We start from the raw sequence: 18,993 nt of genomic DNA, 5'->3' as shown, positions 1-18,993 counted from the left end.
GCTGCCGTCACTGCCAGGCGCGTCGGGCGGTGGGCACGAGGTCGGTGGTGATGGTCGGCACCAGGGCCAGCACCGAGGCTCGCGAGCCGCTGCCGGTGACGAGCGCGGCGCGCACGTCGACCCGCGGGTCGGTCGGGGCGACGTCGACGCGCGCGGTTCCCTCCGGCAGGTCGAGGGTGGCCGCGGACCCCGCCCCCAGGGCGACGTCCTGCTCGAGCAGGACGTCCCCCGCCGCGCTCCGCGCCACCACCGGCACGGCGACCTCGCCGGGCGCCAGGGAGTCGAGCACGAGCCGGCGGGCGCCCGCACCCTCGGGGAGCAGCCCCGTGAGCGCGCCGGACGCGACGTCGGTGGGCACCTCGGCCGTGGTGACCGAGGAGGTCTCGCCGGCGCCGGAGCCGGAGCGGAGGCTCGCGACGACCGCGCTGCCGGCGGTGACGCGCACGCCGGACGCTCCCCCGCCTCCCTCCGCCAGGGCCTCGCCCAGCACGTCGGTGAGGTCGAGGCTCGCGACCGCGCCCGGAGCGACGACGAGCCCGTCGGCGAGGCTCGTCGGCCGGACCGGACCCGACGGCCCGAGGAGGTCCACGTCGACCCGGGTCTGGGCGTCGCCGGGGTTGGCGACCAGCAGCGTGCGGGCCGTGGTGGCCGCGCCCGGCAGGCCGAGGATCGTCGTCGCGGTGGTGGGCTCGGCGACGAGCGGGGCCCAGGTGGTGCCGCCACGCGACCCGTCGAGGGGCTGCATGGTCTGGAGGGCGGCGATGCCGAGGCGTCCGCGCGTCACGTCCACGTGCACGGCGAGGTCGCCGAGGGTGGGCACGAGCTCGGCCAGGTCGAGGCGACGGGTCTCGCCGGTGCCCACGACAACGGAACGCACCTCCGGCGCGTCGACGGGGCCGGACTCGTCGTAGAGGGACAGGCGGGCGACGGCCGACCCCGGGTCGGGGTTCGTCAGCTCGAGCACGCTCGAGCGCTCACCGCCCGCGCCGAGCCCGACGAACCAGCCGCCGACGTCCGGGGTGCGGCAGGTGGTGCCGATCCCTCCGGACGCGTCGAACCGGGCGGCGGCCAGCCCGGGAGCGGCCGCGCCGGCGCCCCGCAGCACGACGGCGGCGCCGCTGTCGACCTGCCCGGTGCCGCCCGCGGCGGGCGTCACGTCGGCAGCGTCCTCGAGGTCCTCGGCGGCGGCCGGCGTGTCGAGCGGGCTGGCGGTGACGGAGCCGTCGCCCTCGGCGCCCGTCCCCAGGCGCACGACGCCGCTCTCGGGGACCACCGCGTCGGGCTCGTCCGTGCCGGCCAGGACCCCGGCCGACGGGCACACGAGCGTCGCGGACGTGCGCGCCTCGGCGGTCGGCGCGGTCGCCGGCGGTTGCGGCGCGCCCACCCGCACGGCGGCGACGGCCAGCGCGACCAGCAGGGGCAGCACGACGGCGGCGACGATCGCCGGATCGATGCGACGACGGCCGGGCTGGGCCGGCGCGGCCCGACGGCGACCGGTCGGACGGACCTGCTCCTCGCTCACGCGACGCTCCCCTCGGGCTCACGGGCCGGGGCCGCGGACGCGGCACCCGGGGTGCGACCGCGTCCCGGTCGCGACGGCAGGCTCGGACCGGCCATGACCAGCACGACCACGACCGCCACGCCCTGCACCAGCAGCAGGAGCGCACGGCCGACGCCCGTCGACCCGTCGTCGACGGCGTCCGCGGCGGGCTGCTCGGCGAGCTCCCACGCGCGGGTGTCGGGGTCGGCCGCCGAGGCGGGCTGCAGGCCGGCCACCGAGTCGAGCACGGCCCGGATCGTCGGGTCGGCCGGGGCGGGCAGCACGATGTAGGAGATGCCCGCGTCGCGGAGCCGGTCCAGCTGCTCGCCGCTCGGCGTGGAGACGAGGGTGCGCACGTCCTCGACCATCGTCGTGTCGACCGGGGTGAGCGCGGCGATCTCCTCCTCCCCGAGGCGGAGACCGTCCTCACGCCGGACCTCGAAGGTGAGTCCGGTGCGGACCGAGCCGTCGATCACGAGCACGCCGTACGACGGCGAGGTCTCGGACCGCTGCGCCATGTAGGCCGGGATCGCCTCGTCCCGGTCGTCGTCGGCCACCGCGGCGCCGGGGCCGACGAACCACACGAGGCCCGCCAGGGGCACGAGGGCGAGCACGAGGACGGGCACGACGCCGAGGGCGGTGCGCACGCGACGTACCCGGTCGGGGCGGCCGGTCGCGCCGGGACGGTCGCCGCGCGCGGCGCCGAGCTGTCCGAGGCCCTGCGCGCCGAGCACCACCGCCACGACGGCCGCACCCTGCAGCGCTACCACCACGAAGCCGACGGCCGCGGGGGTCTCACCGGCGGCGAGCTCGAAGACGGGCAGGGCGAGCAGGCTGGCGGGTCCCGCGACGGCCAGGGCGATGGCCCAGCAGCCGACGACGGCGAGGCGCGTCGCCGGGACGAGGAGCGCCAGCAGGGCGAGGACGGCCAGCAGGAGGCCGGTCCAGGCCGGGGCGGCGTGGTCGGCGAGGTGGCCCGCGAGCACGTCGGTGGGGCTGAGGATCCCGTAGGGCAGCCGCCCCGCCTCCCCCACGAGCGCGACGAGGTCGCCCTGCAGGAGCGTCGGCACGAGCCACGGCGACAGGAGCACCGCGGGCGTCGCGAGCATGACGCCGACCGGGGCGACGACGCCGCCGAGCACGGAGCGCTCGAGGAGCCGCCCACGGGCGACGAGGGCGGCGAAGACCGCGACGAGCGCGACCACGCCGAGCACGAGCCACCAGGCGGCGGCCACGAACGCGACCACGACGGTGAGCAGCAGGCCCGAGCGCCAGCCGGCCCGCCAGCGCCGGTCGCGCTCCGGGTCGGCGAAGCCGAGCGCCGCGTGGACGAACCACGGCAGCACCGCCGCCGCCACGACGACGCCGAACCGACCCGCGCCCCAGGCGCCGCTGGTGACGGGGACGAGGGCGTACGTCGTCGCGCCGATGCCCAGGAGCCAGGGCGAGGCGCCGCGGGGGTCCACGAGCCGGGCGGCCACGCCGAGCAGGCGCCAGGCTCCCCAGAGGCCGAGGGGCACGGCGAGGAGCAGGAGCACCGACACCGCCACCGACGGCCCCCCCGGCAGCAGCCAGGAGAGCAGGGCGAGCGGGGCGACGTACGCGGGTGCGGGCACGTCGCTGCCGGTGCCGAGGGGGTGCGTCGACGACAGGTGGAGGTCCCACCAGGCACCGGTCGTGGCGGGCGCCGGGGCGAGGGCACCGCCGGAGACGGAGCCGATCGCCTCCCGCGCACCGACGAGGCAGAGCAGGACGACAGCGGTGAGGACGAGGGCGACGGGACTGGTCAGGTAGCGGACCAGCCAGCCGGTCTCCGCACCCAGCTCGTCGTCGTCGCTCCCGCTCGCGGGGCGGTCGGGGCGGTCGCCGGGGTACGCCGCCCGTGTGCCCGCGCGGCCCGCGTCGGCGCGCTCGCGCTCGGCCCGGGCGCGGGCGTCACGACGCCGGTCGGCGACGTCGCTGGCGTGGGTGGTGAGCGAGCCGAGGAGCTCGCCCGCCGCGTCGAGGCCGTGGCGGAACGGCAGCCACCAGGGCGCGAGCAGAGGACGCACCTGGGCGTCGGGGACCGTGCGGCTGGCGCGGCGGGCCGCCCGTAGGCGCCGCAGCTCGCCCGGCCGGGCGCACACCGCGGCCATCGCCACGACCTCGTCGACCGCGACGCCCGGGCGGCGGGTGAGGAGGAAGCCGAGGGCGCGCAGCAGGCTGCCGACGACCACGCGGAGGTAGGAGTTGAGGAAGCGTCGCCGTGAGGAGTTCGCGAGCAGCACGAGGAGGTGGGCGCGGCGCTCCGCCTCGTGGGGGTGACGGCCGACGAGGGTCGAGCTGCGGAGGCCGCGGTGGGAGGCCTCGGCGTGGAAGACCACCGCATCGGGTGCGACGACGACGCGCCGGCCGGCGGAGGCGGCACGCCAGCCCAGGTCGAGGTCCGTGCCGAGGACCGGGAGCGCGGGCTCGAAGCCCCCCAGGTCGCGGAGCAGGCCCGGCCGCACCAGCATGCCCGCGGTGTTGACGGCGAGGACGTGGCGGGGCGCGGCGTACTGGCCCTGGTCGTACTCGCCCCGCTCCAGCCCCGTCTCCCGGCGGCCCGTGCCGTTGATGGTCACGCCGACCTCGAGGAGGCGCTTGAGGGACGGCCACTCGCGCAGCTTCGGCCCGACGACGTCGACCGGCGTGCCCGCCAGGGCCTCCTGCGCCGCGCACTCCAGGAGCCGCTGGAGCGCGTCGGGGGCCGGGGCACTGTCGTCGTGGAGGATCCAGAGCCAGCCGTCGGCCCGGTCGGCCCGGCCGTCCTGCTCGAGGCGCGCGAGCGCGGCGTCGACGGCGTCGGCGAACGGGGTCGAGGCCGGCAGGTCGAGGACGTGGTCGTGACCCAGCGCGGCGTCGAGCAGGTCGCCGCTGCCGTCGGTGCTGCCCGTGTCGACGGCGAGCACCGCTCCTGCGGCGACGGTCTGCCGCGCGAGGGCGTCGAGCACCGTGGGCAGCCAGCTCGCACCGTCGTGGGCGACGACGAGGACCGTGACGGCCGACGCGTCGACGGGAGTGGTGGTCGCCGCCGGGGCGTCCAGGTCCCGCAGGTCGGCCCAGTGGTCCCGGCCCTCGTCGGGCGGCGGCACGACCACCGGCACGGCGCCCGTGGCGAGGCTGGGGTGGCTCGGCTGCGGCGGGCCGTCGGGGGGAAGCACGGCGTCGGTCACGATCGGCCACCCTACGATCCGCGCCTGAGAGGGGGCCAACCCGCTGGGGGCGGGGAGGGGGCCGGCAAGTTCCCCGGTCAGCCGGGGAACATACCGCTTCGACCATCAAATTTGATGGTCGAAGCGGTCGGTTCCCCGGTCGACCGGGGAAAGTGCCATACCCCCCAGGGGTATCAGGCGTGGGCGGCGAGCACGCCGGCTCCCTCGGGGGTCGCGGTGGCGAGGGCCACGTCGCGGCCGCCGGTCCAGCGCGCCCAGCACGCGGCGTACGTCGCGGCGCGGTCCGCGTCGTCCCCGATCACCGACGGGACGGCGAACCAGGCCTCGTCGTCGTGCACGATCCCCTGTCCCGCCAGGATCGCTCGGATTCGGGCGCGGTCACCGTCCGGCCCCGAAGGCGAGAGCAGTGCCACCGAGACGAGGAACTGCGCCTTCTCCAACGGGCCGATCACCTCCGCCAGGGCGACCGAGAAGACCTCCCGCTCCTCCGCGCTCGCTCCCCGGAGGTCAGCGCCGTACGAGCCGTCCGTCCCGATCGTCAACTCGGTCGACTCGGCGGGAACCGTCGTGAGCCGGAGCTCGTGGAGCGCGGCGGCGACCGCGCCGGCGACGTGTTGCAGACCGGGGCGACGACGCGCGTGCTCGAGCGCCTCCTCGGCCGTCCTCACGCGCCACCCACCGCGACGTCGCCGCACGAAGTGGAGTGCCGTACCGAGCGACGCACCCACAGCACCACCAGCAACCATGATCGCTTCGACGAGATCGCTGGCGATCCCCACCCCACCGCCCACCAGGAGACCCACCCCGAAGCCGGTCACGGCCAATCCGCCGACCGTGATGTCGTTCCCCGAGAACGGCAGCTCCGGCGCCACCCGCGGCTCCACCACCGTCCCCGGCGGAGGCAGCTCGACGGTGCGGTGGGTGACGAACCCGCGCAGGGCGCCGTGCGAGGCGCGGCGCCGTCCGACCCCGGTGGGCTCCCCCACCGACCAGGCGTCCCGGATGGCCTCGAGGTCGGTCGCGCGCCGCATCGCGGCGGCGTTGAGCTCGGCGAACCGGTCGACCGGGGGCACCGCCGGTCTGCCGTCGAACCGCTGGGGCCACCACAGCGACCCGGCGCCCACGTCGAGCCCGCCCGCGGGGTGGGGCGCGACGTACCCCTCCAGCTTCGCCACCAGGCGCTCCCAGTCCTGCGCTCCGCTCGGGTGGCCCTCGGCGACGCACACGGGCGTCCAGTTCACGGCCACCTTCTCCGGCCACGCCGGGTCGGTGCGCAGCGACCGGCCCCGCACCTGCACGGCCGACTGGTGGGTGGTCGGGGTGGTGAGGTCGACGATCCCGGTGACGCAGCGCGCGTCCCAGCCCTCGCCGAGCACGCTGCGCGTCCCGACGAGCACCTGCGTGCGGCCCGCCGTGAGGTAGGCGGTCACCTCGCCGATCCAGCGGTGCGCCTGCCACGGCAGCGACCCGTCGGGACGGCGCTCCCCGACGAGCCGGGCGAGCGGCACCCGGCCGGCCTCCGCGCTCGCGAGCGGCACCGGCTCCACCCGGAGGGTGGCACCCAGGTCGGGGTCGCGCTCCGCCACGAAGGACGCGAGGTCCGTCATCGTCGCGGGCGTGCCCGCCACCGTGCGACCCGTGACCAGCACGGGCTGGAGCAGGTCGGTCGCGCGGTCGTGGGTGAGCTCGTCGAGCACGGCCCACGCGGACCCCGCCTTCCCGTCGACGACCCCGCGGACCGTCATCGGCACCGTCGACGACGCGCTCTCGTGGTCGGTGAGCACGAGCATCCGCATCCGTGGCCCCAGCACGCCGACCGTGTGGTGGAGGATCTCCACGCACGCGACCGACTTGGCCTCCGACCGCGCGAGCACGCGGTCGGCCATCTCGCGACCGCGACGGACGCCGTGCCGGGTCCACACCCACCCGACGGCGGGCAGCGTGCGGCGCAGGACCGCCAGCACCTCCGCGTCCCGGGGGTCGTCGCTCGGTGCCACGCAGCGGCGCAGCCAGTCGTCGACGAGCAGCATCCGGTCCTCGAGCGTCGGGGGTCGACGGTGCTCCCGACGGAGCCGCGCTCCGCCCGGCAGGTCGACCTCGCCCGCGTGGGCGTGGCGCAGCAGGGCATCGGCGACGGCCGGGTCGGCCGCGGCCAGGGACGTCCAGGAGACCCGGCGCCGCCACGAGCGGGTCGGCGTCACGAAGCGCAGGCGCAACCAGTCGCGCATCGACGTGCTCCCGAAGCCCGGGGCGTCGAGGAGCGCCACGAGCTCGGCCAACCGCAGCGGCGCCTCCCCCATCCACGTGACCTCCGCGGCGGTGGGCTCGGTGAACCAGGCGAGCTCGGCGTAGGGCGCCAGGTCGCCCTGCCGCACGAGGTCGACGGCGCTCGCCTCGTAGGCCGTCGACCCGAAGTACGTCGTCAGCGCGAGCCGCTGCTCCCCACCGACCCCGCCGCGGGGCGTGCCCGTGAGCGCCACGACGCTGGCGTTGCCCAGGTGGGCGAGGGTCTCGACGAGGAGCGACCCCCACGCCTCGAGCAGGTGGTGCGCCTCGTCGAGGACCACGAGCAACGGGCTGAGCTCGGTCAGGCGCGCGACGAGGTCGCTGCCGTTCTCGTGCAGCCGCGCCCCGATCTCGGTGTCGGCGATCCCGTCGATCTCCTCGGGCAGCTCGAGCGGGTCGCCCTCGGGGTCCACGGCCGCGTCGGGCGGCGGCTCCTCCGTCGGCGGCACCAGGTGGGCGACCGCCTGGAACGTGAGCACGGTGACCTCGGCCGTGACGGACCGGTCCGTGGACGCCTCCAGCCCGAGATCGGCCGCCGCAGCGATCCACTGCCCCTGCACGGCGGTCGTCGGGACGAGCACGACGACCGTCGCCCCGGTCGCCGCCCGGGCCAGCTGGGCGAGCCCGAGGCCGACGTAGGTCTTCCCCGATCCCGGCGGCATGACGACCCACGACCGGAGCGGCACCCCGTCGATCCGCTTGCGGCGCTGGTCTGCCTGGACGGCGGCGAACGCCGCGCGCTGGTGCTGACGCCAGGTCAGGCCGACCGGGGCCGCCTCACTCCCAGAAGACACGGTCGACGACGGCCCGCGCGTGGCGGGTCGTGCGCAGGTGGTCGTTGACGAGCGCGTCCGCCTCCCCGGGGCCGTAGCCCAGCACCGACGCCACGGCCGCCCGCTCCCGCGGGTCACGGGGCAGCTGGTCGCCGGGCTTGCCGCGCACCAGCGTGACCGCGTTGCGCATCCGGCTCACCAGCCGCCACGCCTGGGCGAGGGTGTCCGCGTCCTCCGCGGCGAGGAGTTCGGCCTCCTGCGCTGCGGCCAGGGCCTCGATCGTGCGCGGGGTCCGCAGCCCGGGCACCTGTCCCGCGTGCCGCATCTGGAGCAGCTGCACCGTCCACTCGATGTCGGCGAGACCGCCGCGGCCGAGCTTGAGGTGGGTCGCCGGGTCCGCGCCGCGCGGCAGGCGCTCGGTGTCGACGCGGGCCTTGATGCGGCGTACCTCCGCCACGGCCTCGTCGTCGATGCCCTCGGCCGGGAACCGCAGCGGGTCGATCAGCGCGTGGAACCGGTCGCGCAGGCCCTCGTCACCGACGACCGCGTCGGCACGCAGGAGGGCCTGGAACTCCCAGACGTGCGACCAGCGGGAGTAGTACGCCGCGTAGGAGTCCAACGTGCGCACCAGTGCGCCCTGCCGGCCCTCGGGCCGCAGGTCGGCGTCGACCTCCAGCGCCGGGTCCGGACCTGCCACGCCGAGCTGGGTGCGCAGCTCGCTGACGACGGCCTTGGCGAACGCGCCCGCCTCGTCCTCGCGGCCCGGCAGCGGGTCGTGGACGAACATGACGTCGGCGTCGGAGCCGTAGGACAGCTCGAAGCCGCCGTACCGCCCCATCGCCACCACCGCCATCCGCGTCGGTGCCCCGTCCAGCCGCCGCTGCGCGACGAGGCGTGCCACGACGGCCTGCAGGGTCGCCTCGAGCGTCGCGTCGGTGAGCCGCGACAGCGCGGCCCCGACGGTGTCGACGTCGTTGACCTCCAGCAGCTCGCCGGCGGAGATCCGGAACAGCTCCCGCCGCCGTACGCCGCGGATGACGCGCACCGCGGCCGCCAGGTCGTCGTGGCGCCGGGCGCCGGCGAGCATCTCGGTGGTGAGCGTCTCGGCCGAGAGCGGCGCGAGGTCCTGGGCGAGGATCCTGACGCCCTCCGGCTCGCGCTGGAGGAGGTCCGTCGCGTAGCGGGACGTCGCGAGCAGCCGCGCCAGGCGGTGGGCGACCTCGCCCTCGTCGCGCAGGGTGCGCAGGTACCACGGCGTGGTGCCCAGGCTCTCGGAGATGCGGCGGAAGCCCAGCAGGCCGGCATCGGGGTCGGGTGCGTCCGCGAACCAGTCGAGCAGCGCGGGCAGCAGCGCGCGCTGGATGGCCGCCGTGCGGGACACCCCCGCGGTCAACGCCTCGAGGTGGCGCAGGGCCGCAGCAGGGTCGACGTACCCCAGCGCGGCGAGGCGACGCTCGGCGGCCTCCGGCGACAGCCGGCTCGCCTCCCCGGGGATGCGCGCCACCGCCTCGAGCAGCGGCCGGTAGAACAGCTTCTCGTGGAGCCGCCGCACCTCGCGGCGGTGGTGGCGCCACTCCTTCTCCAGCCCGCTCACCGGCTCGCGCAGGTGCTGCATCGAGCGACCGAGGCGACGCACGTCGGCCTCGTCGTCGGGCACCACGTGGATGCGGCGCATCTGCCAGAGCTGCATGCGGTGCTCCAGCGTGCGCAGGAACGCGTAGGCGTCGTGGAGGGCCGTGCCGTCCTCGAGCCCCACGTACCCCCGGCTGGTCAGCGCCGCGAGCGCGCTCAGGGTCGTGGGCATCCGCACGTGCTCGTCGGACCGGCCGTGGACGAGCTGGAGCAGCTGGACCGCGAACTCGACGTCGCGCAGCCCGCCCGAGCCGAGCTTCAGCTGGCGCTCCGCCTCGCGGGCGGGGATGTGGTCGAGCACCCGGCGCCGCATGGCCTGCACGTCGGTGACGAAGTTCTCCCGCTCCGCGGCACGCCAGACGAATCCCTGGGCCATCGCCAGGTAGTCGGCACCGAGCGCCGCGTCGCCCGCCACCGGACGGGCCTTGAGCAGCGCCTGGAACTCCCACGTGCTGGCCCAGCGGTCGTAGTAGGCCTCGTGGCTCGCCAGCGTGCGCGAGAGCGTGCCGCGCCGGCCCTCCGGACGGAGGTTGGCGTCGACCGGCCAGATCGTGCCCTCCCCGGTGTGGTCGGAGCAGACCTGCATGAGCTGCGAGGCGAGACGGCTGGCGGTGCGCAGCGCCGCGTCGGGACCGACCGCGGGCTCCCCCTCCGGACCGACCGCCGGCTCGTGCACGAACACGACGTCGACGTCGGAGACGTAGTTGAGCTCGTGCCCACCGCACTTGCCGAGCGCGACGACGGCCAGCCGCACGCTGGCGGCTGCGTCCCCCACGCGCCCCCGCGCCACCGCCAGCGCGGCCTCGAGGGTGCCGGACGCCAGGTCGGAGAGCTCCGCCGCGACGTCGTCGACCCCGAGGTGGTGGGCCAGGTCGCGGGACGCGAGCCGCAGCAGCCACCGCCGGTACTCGACCCGCAGCCCGTCCAGCGCCGCACGGTCGAGGTCGGGGGTGCTCACGTCGGCCACCGGGTCGCGCTCCGACGGGTCCGCCCCGACCGCGCGCAGCAGGCCCGCCCGGATCGCCCAGGCGGCCGGCCGCGTCGAGCCCAGCGTGGGGTCGGTCAGCTCCCGCCAGTGGCTCGGGTGCTTGGCCAGGTGGTCGCCGAGCGCCGTGCTCGCGCCCAGCACCGAGAGCAGGCGCATCGCGGTGCCCTCGTCGTCGGCGACGGCGTCGAGGAGCGCCTCGGCGCCGCCCGCGACGTCCTCCTCGTCCACCCGCTCGGCGAGGCGGACCAGCCCGGCCAGCGCGACGTCGGGGTCGGCGGTGCGGCCGAGGATCCCCAGCACCGCGCCGGCCCGCTCGCCCAGGCCCGCGAGACGCTGGCCCGCGGTGTCGACGTCGGCGAAGCCCGCACGCAGGAGGACACCCCGGCTCGGGCCACGACCCGTCACGGCACCGGCCACGTCAGGACGCCTCCGACAGCGGGGCCTCCCGCCGCCCGTCGCCGGGGACGGGCGCGGTGCGGACGAGCCGGGCGAAGCCCTCGGCGAGCACCCGCCACGTCGCGGCCAGCTGGGCGTGGGCGCCCTCGACGGCGTCGAGCAGCGCGGTCTGGTCGAGCCCCCGGGCAGCGTGGGTCGCCGCGTCGGAGGCAGCCCACGCCGCGACGACCGGGCGGTCCGCCTCGGGGTGGAGCTGCACGCCCCAGACGGTCGGCGCTAGGCGGGCGGCCTGCACCTCCCCGCCCGGGGTGCGCGCCAGCACGACGGCGCCGGCGGGCAGCGTGGTGACGACGTCGTTGTTCCAGTGCACCGCGACGGCCTCCGGGCGCGCGGCGACCACGGCCGCGAAAAGCGGGTCTCCCGCCGCCTCGTCGGTCCATCCCACGGGGGTCACGCCCACCGTCTGCCCGTTCGGGTTCCGCGCGACCGCGCCCCCCAGCGCCACCGCCGCGAGCTGGTGGCCCAGGCAGATGCCGAGCGTCGGCAGGCCGCGCTCCGCCGCCTCGCGCACGAGGGCTCGCACCGCGGGGAGCCACGGCGCGACCCCGTCGTCCGTCGCGCCCGGCGAGCCGCCGAGGACGAGCACGCCGGCGTACCCCTCCAGGGGTGGCAGCACCGTGGTCGGGTCGTCGACCCGGCGCACGTCGAGCTCCAGGCCGCCCTCGGCGAGCCACGGCCCGAACAGCGCGGCCGGGCAGTCGGCCTGGTGCTGGACGACGAGGAGGGTGGGCACTCAGATCACCGGCAGCATGAGGTCGCGCTCGAACGCGGAGACCTGCGTGCGGTACTCCTCCCACTCCGCCCGCTTGTTGCGGAGGAAGAAGTCGTAGACGTGCTCGCCGAGGGCCTCGGCCAGCAGCTCGGAGGAGTCGGCGACCTCGATGGCCTCCGACAGGGTCTTGGGGAGCGGGTCGATGCCGAGGCTCTTGCGCTCCCGCTCGGTCAGCGACCACACGTCGTCCTCGGCCTCGCGGGGCAGCTCGTACTCGTTCTCGATGCCGCGCATGCCGGCCGCGAGCACCACCGCGTAGGCCAGGTAGGGGTTGCAGGCGGGGTCGAGCGTGCGCAGCTCGACGCGCGTCGACTGGCTCTTGTTCGGCTTGTACATCGGCACGCGCACCATGGCGGAGCGGTTGTTGTGGCCCCAGCAGATGTAGGACGGCGCCTCGCCGCCCCACAGGAGCCGCTTGTAGGAGTTCACCCACTGGTTGGTGACGACCGAGATCTCGCCCGCGTGGCGCATGATCCCGGCGATGAAGTGGCGACCGGTGCGGGACAGCTGGTATTCCGCGCCCGCCTCGAAGAACGCGTTGCGGTCGCCCTCGAAGAGCGACAGGTGGGTGTGCATCCCGGAGCCCGGGTGGGTCGTGAACGGCTTGGGCATGAAGGTCGCCCAGATGCCCTGGCTCAGCGCGACCTCGCGGATGACGGTGCGGAAGGTCATGATGTTGTCGGCGGTGCTGAGCGCGTCGGCGTACCGCAGGTCGATCTCCTGCTGACCGGGCCCGCCCTCGTGGTGGCTGAACTCGACCGAGATGCCCATGGCCTCGAGCATCGTGATCGCCTCGCGGCGGAAGTCGGAGCCCATCGACTGCGGCGTGTGGTCGAAGAAGCCCGTGCGGTCGACCGGGACCGGGTCGACGCCCACCTCGGGGATGTTCTTCAGCAGGTAGAACTCGATCTCGGGGTGCGTGTAGAAGGTGAAGCCCTTCTCGGCCGCCGCCGCGAGGTTGCGCTTCAGCACGAACCGGGGATCGGCGTAGGACGGGCTGCCGTCCGGCATCACGACGTCGCAGAACATGCGGGCCGTCGACGGCCCGGTCGCGCGCCACGGGAGGATCTGGAAGGTCGAGGCGTCGGGGAGCAGCAGCATGTCGGACTCGTAGACCCGCGCGAAGCCCTCGATCGCCGAGCCGTCGAAGCCGATGCCCTCGGAGAAGGCGCCCTCGAGCTCCGCGGGAGCCACCGCGACCGACTTCAGGTGACCGAGCACGTCGGTGAACCAGAGCCGGACGAACCGGACGTCACGCTCCTCGAGAGAGCGGAGAACGAAGTCTTCCTGCTTGCCCATGGCGTCACCCTAGTGGTCGGCTCCGACACCCCTCGGGGCAACTCCACAAGTCGTGACGCCCGCCCCGTCAGCCGTCGGCGGGCACCCGCTCCAGGTCGGCCAGCCAGGCCGCCGCCGTCGCGTCGGAGGGCATGCGCCAGTCGCCGCGCGGGCTCAGCGTGCCGCCCGCGACCACCTTCGGTCCGTTCGGGAGCGCGGACCGCTTGAACTGGTTCGCGAAGAAGCGCCGGACGAAGACGTCGAGCCAGCGGCGGATCTCCGCGAGGTCGTACTCCGCGCGCCGGTGCTCGGGGAAGTTCGGAGGCCACTCGCCGGCCGTCCGGTCCGACCACGCGTGCCGGGCGAGCAGCGCGATCCGGCTCGGCGCCATGCCGTAGCGCAGCACGTGGAAGAGGGTGAAGTCCTGCAGCGCGTAGGGCCCGACGCTGTCCTCGGTGCGCTGCGCCACGCCGTCCGCGCCCGTGGGGATCAGCTCGGGCGTGATCTCCTGCTCGAGGATCTCGCCGAGCACCTCGTTGGTGTCCTCGCCGAACTGACCGCTCCCCATCACCCACCGGATCAGGTGCTGGATGAGGGTCTTCGGGACGCCGCCGTTGACGTTGTAGTGCGACATCTGGTCGCCCACGCCGTAGGTGCACCAGCCGAGCGCCAGCTCCGAGAGGTCGCCCGTGCCGAGCACGATGCCGCCGCGGTGGTTGGCGAGGCGGAACAGGTAGTCGGTGCGCAGCCCGGCCTGGACGTTCTCGAACGTGACGTCGTAGACCTCCGCGCCGTCGGCGTACGGGTGCTGCAGGTCGGCGAGCATCTGCCGGGCGGCGCCGGTGATGTCGATCTCCTCGAAGGTCACGCCGAGCGACCGCGAGAGCCGCGTCGCGTAGGACTTCGTCGTGTCCCCCGTCGCGAAGCCCGGCAGCGTGAAGGCGTGGATGTCGCTGCGCGGCCGACCGAGGCGGTCCATGGCCTTCGCGGCCACGATGAGGGCGTGCGTCGAGTCGAGGCCGCCGCTGACGCCGATGACGACCTTCGGCTGCCAGGCGTCGCCGCCGATCGCCTCGAGGCGGCGCTCGAGGCCGGAGACCTGGATGTTGTAGGCCTCGTAGCAGTCCTGCGCGAGCCGCTCGGGGTCGTCGGGCACGAAGGGGAACCGGTCGACCTTGCGCCGCAGCCCGACGTCACCGGTCGGCGGGTCGAGCTCCAGCTCGACGACCCGGAAGTCGGCGTCGCCGAGCACCGCCCGGCGGTTGTCGTCGAAGGTGCCGGTGCGGAGCCGCTCGAGCCGCGTGCGGTCGAGGTCGGTGTCGACGATCGTGCGGCGCGGGCCGTCGGGGAACCGCTCCGACTCCCCCAGCAGCTCGCCGTGCTCGTAGACCATCGTCTGCCCGTCCCACGACAGGTCGGTGGTCGACTCGCCCTGGCCCGCGGCCGCATAGACGTACGTCGCGAGGCAGCGCGACGAGGCCGAGCGCGCCAGGAGGTGCCGGTCCTCGGCGCGGCCCACGGTGATCGGGCTGCCCGAGAGGTTCGCCAGGACCGTCGCGCCGGCGAGCGCGGCGAGCGCGCTCGGCGGGACCGGCACCCACATGTCCTCGCAGACCTCGACGTGGAGCACGAGGCCCCGCACGTCGGTCGCCGCGAACAGGAGGTCGTCGCCGAGCGGCACCTCGTGGCCGGCCAGCACGATCGTGCCGCCGAGGTCGTCGCCCGGGGCGAACCAGCGGCGCTCGTAGAACTCCCGGTAGGTCGGGAGGTAGGACTTCGGCGCGACGCCCAGCACGCGTCCGCGGTGCACGACGACGGCGGCGTTGAGCACCCGGTTGCCGTGGCGGATCGGCGCACCGACGACGAGGATCGGCAGCAGGTCCGCCGACCCGGCGACGACCTCCTCGATCGCCTCGAGCGTGGCGTCGAGGAGCACGTCCTGGAGGAAGAGGTCCTCGGCGGAGTAGCCGGTGAGGCACAGCTCCGGGAAGACGGCCACCGCGACCGCCTCGTCGTGGCAGGCACGGGCCTGCTCGAGCACGGCCCGCGCATTGGCTGCCGGGTCGCCGACGGCGACGGGCAGCGTCACCGCGGCCACGCGGGCGAAGCCCTGCCCGTAGATCGAGGCCCAGTCCTGGTCGTCACGCGTCGCCGAGGTCACGGGCCCGAGTCTGCCGCACCGGTCGGCGGTCGCGCGCGGGGCGGGGCTCAGGACCGCACGAGCCGCGCGATCGCCGCCGAGGCCTCCTTGAGCTTCGCGTCGGCCTCCGCGCCCCCGGCTGCCGCCGCGTCCGCGACGCAATGCTCGAGGTGGTCGTCGAGCAGGGCCAGCGCGACGCCGCGCAACGCGCTCGTCACCGCGCTGATCTGGGTGAGGACGTCGATGCAGTACTGGTCCTCCTCCACCATCCGGTGGATCCCCCGGGCCTGGCCCTCGATGCGCTTGAGCCGGGCCAGGTAGCGCGCCTTGTCACCGCTGTAGCCGTGGCCCTCGTGGCCCCCGTGGCCCTCGTGCTCCGTCATGCGGTCGTCCTCCCGGGAGTGCTGGTGCGGGCCGCGAACGTGCGGAGCCGCAGGCTGTTGCCGACGACGAAGACGCTGGAGAACGCCATCGCCGCGCCGGCGAGCATGGGGTTGAGCAGCCCGAGGGCCGCGAGCGGGATGGCGGCGACGTTGTAGCCGAACGCCCAGAAGAGATTGCCCTTGATCGTGCCGAGCGTACGGCGCGCGAGCCGCACCGCGTCCGCCGCCGAGCGCAGGTCGCCGCGCACGAGCGTGATGTCCGCCGCCTCGATGGCGACGTCCGTGCCGGTACCCATCGCGAGCCCCAGGTCGGCCTGTGCCAGGGCTGCGGCGTCGTTGACGCCGTCGCCGACCATGGCGACCACGCGGCCCTCCGCCTGCAGGCGGCGCACCACGTCGACCTTGTCGGCGGGCAGCACCTCGGCGACGACCTCGTCGCCCGGCTGGTCGATCCCGACCTCGGCGGCGACGCGCTCGGCCACGGCCCGGTGGTCGCCCGTCAGCAGGACGGGACGCAGGCCGAGCGCCCGGAGCGCGGCGATCGCCTCGGCGCTCGTCGACTTCACCTCGTCGGCCACGGCGAGCACGCCGCGCACGCGGCCGTCCCAGCCCACGACGACGGCGGTGCGCCCGGCCTCCCCGGCGCCCGCGACGGCCTCGGCCAGCTCGGTCGGTACGGCGAGGCCGGCGTCCGCGACGTACCCCGGGCGCCCGACGAGCACGGTGCGCCCCTCGACCTCGCCCTGCACGCCACGTCCCTCGACCGACCGGAAGCCGGCGACCGCGGGCAGCGGGCCGACCTCCTCGGCCCCGACCACCACCGCGCGGGCGATGGGGTGCTCGGAACCCGTCTCGAGCGCCCCGGCGACGCGCAGCAGCTCCGCGCGGTCCTCGCCGGCCGCGGGCAGCACGTCGACGAGGGTCATCGTGCCCGTGGTGACGGTGCCGGTCTTGTCGAGCACGACCGTGTCGACGCGGCGGGTCGACTCGAGCACCTCGGGGCCCTTGATGAGGATGCCGAGCTGCGCTCCCCGGCCCGTGCCGACGAGCAGCGCGGTCGGCGTGGCCAGGCCGAGCGCGCAGGGGCAGGCGATGATGAGCACGGCCACCGCCGCGGTGAACGCGGCCTCGAGCGGGAAGCCCGCGCCCCACCAGACACCGAGCGTGGCGACCGCGATCGCCATGACGACGGGCACGAACACGGCCGAGACCCGGTCGGCGAGGCGCTGCACCTCGGCCTTGCCGGACTGGGCGTCCTCGACGAGCCGCGCCATCTGGGCGAGCCGCGCGTCGGCACCGACCCGGGCGACGCGCACGACGAGCCGGCCGCTCGTGTTCACGCAGCCGCCGGTCACCGCGTCACCCACGCCGACGTCCACGGGCACCGACTCGCCGGTGAGCATCGACGCGTCGACGGCGGACGCGCCCTCGACGACCTCGCCGTCGGCGGCGATCTTCTCGCCGGGACGCACGACGAAGACGTCACCGACCACCAGCTCGCCGACCGGCACCCGCTCCTCGCGACCGTCGCGCAGGCGCGCGACGTCCTTCGCGCCGAGGTCGAGGAGCGCGCGCAGGGCCGCGCCCGCGCGACGCTTCGAGCGCTTCTCCGCGTAGCGACCGGCCAGCACGAAGGCCGTCACGCCGGCGGCCACCTCGAGGTAGACGTTCGCGGTGCCGTCGGTCGGCGCCACGGTCAGCTCGAAGCCGTGGGTCATGCCGACCTCGCCGGCGGAGCCCCAGAAGAGCGCGTAGACCGACCACGCGAGCGCCGACAGCGTGCCCACCGAGATGAGGGTGTCCATGGTGGCGGCGCCGTGCCGGGCGTTGGTGAACGCGGCGCGGTGGAACGGCCAGGCGCCCCACACCACGACGGGCCACGCGAGGGCCAGCGAGAGCCACTGCCAGTAGTCGAACTGCCACGCCGGCACCATCGCGAGCGCGATGACGGGCACCGCCAGCACGGTCGACCCGACCAGCCGGTCGCGCAGGGCGTGCAGCTCGGCGTCGGCACGCGTCGTACCCGAATCGGCGATCGCGTCGCTCCCGCCGGTCGCCGCGGGCTCCGCCGGGGGCGGGGGCAGCTCGGCCGTGTAGCCGGTGCGCTCGACCTCCGCGACGAGCAGCGCGGGGTCGTAGCCCTCCGGCACGCGCACCCGCGCCTTCTCCGTCGCGTAGTTGACGGTCGCCTCGACGCCCTCGAGCTTGTTGAGCTTCTTCTCGACGCGCATGGCGCACGAGGCGCAGGTCATGCCGCCGATGAGGAGCTCGACGTCCTCGAGCGGCGCATCGGTGCGCGCCTCAGTGCTGGTGGTCATGCCCGCTCTCCTCTCCCCCGTGCTCGCTGCTGTCGTGCTCGCTGCTGCTGTCGTGCCCGCTGCTGTGGTCGTGCCCGCTGCTGTGGTCGCTCGCCCCCGCGTCGAGCACGAACGGCGCGGTGTGGACCTGCCCGTCGACGACGAGGTCGAGGTAGAGCAGGTAGCGACCGGCCGTCGGCGCGGTCGCGTGGAACGCGATCTCCGGTCCGGCGCGGTCGTCCGGCGCCGGCGCGTCGCCCTCGGGGTGGACGTGGAGGTAGCCGAGGTCCGACTGCCGCAGGGCCACGAGGTGCCCGAAGGCCCCGAGGTAGGGCTCGAGCGTCGTCACCGGCTCCCCGTCCCGCTCGACGTGGGCGACGAGCTCGCCCCCGGAGCCGCCCACCGGAAGGTCGCCCTCGAGCCGTACGACGAGACTGCCGACCCGCGCCGTCCGCACCTCCCCGAGGGGTCGGGACGGCACGACCTCACCGCCGACCTCGACGGTCGCGCCGAGGGTGGTGGTCTCCCCGCCCGCCGGGACGAAGTCCGCGATGACGCGGTAGCTGCCCGCGGTGTCCCAGGTCCAGGGCAGCGACCAGGTGCCGTCGGCGGCGAGCGTGGGGTGCACGTGGCGGAACCCCTGCCCGTCCGTGCGCACGACGACCAGGTGGAGGTCGCGCTCGTGGCTCGGGTCGTAGTCGGTCAGCGGCTCCCCGTCGGGGCCGAGCAGGCGGAAGCTCAACGTCCCCGAGCTGGCGGGCGCGGCGGGCGCCGCGAGGTCGGTGAGCTCGTAGCCGTCGGCCGCGGCGGCGAGGCCGCCGACCGCGGGCTCCTCGTGGCCACCGTGGCCGTCGGTGCCGTGCTGGCCGACGTGCCCGCTGGGGGCACGCTCGCCCCACGCCTCGACGACCGACGACGGGACCACCGCGGCGCCCACGGCGTAGGAGCCGCCGAGCACGACGAGCAGCCCGGCGCCGAACGCGGCGAGACGCGGAGCGGTGCGCATCAGGCGCGCGCCGCGACGTACCCGGCCTCGTCGACCGCCGCCACCACGGCGGCGTCGTCGACGGGCGCGGACGAGGTCACCACGAGGCGGCCGGTCGCGGCGCTCACCTCGAGCGACTCGACGCCGGCCACCTGGCCGACCTCCTCGCGCACCGCGGCCTCGCAGTGGCCGCAGGTCATGCCCGTCACCTGGAACTCGGTCGTCGTCATGGGAACTCCCCTGTCGTCGTCGGATACCCCCTGGGGGTA

11 protein-coding genes are annotated in these 18,993 nt (G+C 75.5%); all 11 read right to left on the bottom strand.

Annotated features, from left to right (window positions below; translation table 11 throughout):
• Nucleotides 1-7: 7 nt before the first annotated feature.
• The 11 genes from G3T38_RS01525 to G3T38_RS01475 all read right to left on the bottom strand — a co-directional run bounded on the left by G3T38_RS01525 (nucleotide 8) and on the right by G3T38_RS01475 (nucleotide 18,954).
• Nucleotides 8-1,522: a DUF5719 family protein gene (locus tag G3T38_RS01525; RefSeq protein WP_163770295.1), complete on the bottom strand. Its 1,515-nt coding sequence runs from the start codon at nucleotides 1,520-1,522 to the stop codon at nucleotides 8-10.
• Nucleotides 1,519-4,734, bottom strand: coding sequence for a glycosyltransferase (locus G3T38_RS01520; RefSeq protein ID WP_163770294.1), 3,216 nt, complete (start codon nucleotides 4,732-4,734; stop codon nucleotides 1,519-1,521). The genes G3T38_RS01525 and G3T38_RS01520 overlap by 4 nt, the downstream gene beginning before the upstream one ends.
• Before the next feature lie 173 nt (nucleotides 4,735-4,907).
• A complete protein-coding gene (locus G3T38_RS01515; RefSeq protein WP_163770293.1) occupies nucleotides 4,908-7,814 on the bottom strand; it encodes a DEAD/DEAH box helicase family protein in 2,907 nt (968 codons plus the stop codon).
• Nucleotides 7,798-10,830, bottom strand: coding sequence for a bifunctional [glutamine synthetase] adenylyltransferase/[glutamine synthetase]-adenylyl-L-tyrosine phosphorylase (locus tag G3T38_RS01510; protein ID WP_338037390.1), 3,033 nt, complete (start codon nucleotides 10,828-10,830; stop codon nucleotides 7,798-7,800). The genes G3T38_RS01515 and G3T38_RS01510 overlap by 17 nt, the downstream gene beginning before the upstream one ends.
• 1 nt (nucleotide 10,831) lies before the next feature.
• A complete protein-coding gene (locus G3T38_RS01505) occupies nucleotides 10,832-11,602 on the bottom strand; it encodes a type 1 glutamine amidotransferase (RefSeq protein WP_163770292.1) in 771 nt (256 codons plus the stop codon).
• Nucleotides 11,603-12,940: a glutamine synthetase family protein gene (locus G3T38_RS01500; protein ID WP_163770291.1), complete on the bottom strand. Its 1,338-nt coding sequence runs from the start codon at nucleotides 12,938-12,940 to the stop codon at nucleotides 11,603-11,605. It lies immediately after the preceding gene.
• A gap of 67 nt (nucleotides 12,941-13,007) precedes the next feature.
• On the bottom strand, nucleotides 13,008-15,080 hold the full coding sequence (locus tag G3T38_RS01495) for an NAD(+) synthase (protein ID WP_163770290.1): 2,073 nt from the start codon (nucleotides 15,078-15,080) through the stop codon (nucleotides 13,008-13,010).
• A 47-nt stretch (nucleotides 15,081-15,127) separates the two neighbouring features.
• Nucleotides 15,128-15,442 carry a metal-sensitive transcriptional regulator gene (locus tag G3T38_RS01490; protein ID WP_163770289.1) on the bottom strand — a complete coding sequence of 105 codons (315 nt, stop codon included), beginning with the start codon at nucleotides 15,440-15,442 and terminating at the stop codon, nucleotides 15,128-15,130.
• A complete protein-coding gene (locus tag G3T38_RS01485; protein ID WP_163770288.1) occupies nucleotides 15,439-17,760 on the bottom strand; it encodes a heavy metal translocating P-type ATPase in 2,322 nt (773 codons plus the stop codon). The genes G3T38_RS01490 and G3T38_RS01485 overlap by 4 nt, the downstream gene beginning before the upstream one ends.
• Nucleotides 17,744-18,745, bottom strand: coding sequence for a heavy-metal-associated domain-containing protein (locus tag G3T38_RS01480; RefSeq protein ID WP_194247556.1), 1,002 nt, complete (start codon nucleotides 18,743-18,745; stop codon nucleotides 17,744-17,746). The genes G3T38_RS01485 and G3T38_RS01480 overlap by 17 nt, the downstream gene beginning before the upstream one ends.
• On the bottom strand, nucleotides 18,745-18,954 hold the full coding sequence (locus G3T38_RS01475) for a heavy-metal-associated domain-containing protein (RefSeq protein ID WP_163770287.1): 210 nt from the start codon (nucleotides 18,952-18,954) through the stop codon (nucleotides 18,745-18,747). Before G3T38_RS01475 ends, G3T38_RS01480 begins: the two co-directional genes overlap by 1 nt.
• Between the last annotated feature and the right edge of the window lie 39 nt (nucleotides 18,955-18,993).

It is taken from the genome of Nocardioides zeae (assembly GCF_010686755.1).
Lineage (GTDB): Bacteria > Actinomycetota > Actinomycetes > Propionibacteriales > Nocardioidaceae > Nocardioides > Nocardioides zeae.
This window is presented reverse-complemented; position numbering and strand designations above follow the sequence as displayed.

Coding starts and splice junctions, on each gene's coding strand:
- G3T38_RS01480 (WP_194247556.1), bottom strand. CDS start 18,745: ATGCGCACCGCTCCGCGTCTCGCCGCGTTCGGCGCCGGGCTGCTCGTC.
- G3T38_RS01475 (WP_163770287.1), bottom strand. CDS start 18,954: ATGACGACGACCGAGTTCCAGGTGACGGGCATGACCTGCGGCCACTGC.
- G3T38_RS01500 (WP_163770291.1), bottom strand. CDS start 12,940: ATGGGCAAGCAGGAAGACTTCGTTCTCCGCTCTCTCGAGGAGCGTGAC.
- G3T38_RS01490 (WP_163770289.1), bottom strand. CDS start 15,442: ATGACGGAGCACGAGGGCCACGGGGGCCACGAGGGCCACGGCTACAGC.
- G3T38_RS01485 (WP_163770288.1), bottom strand. CDS start 17,760: ATGACCACCAGCACTGAGGCGCGCACCGATGCGCCGCTCGAGGACGTC.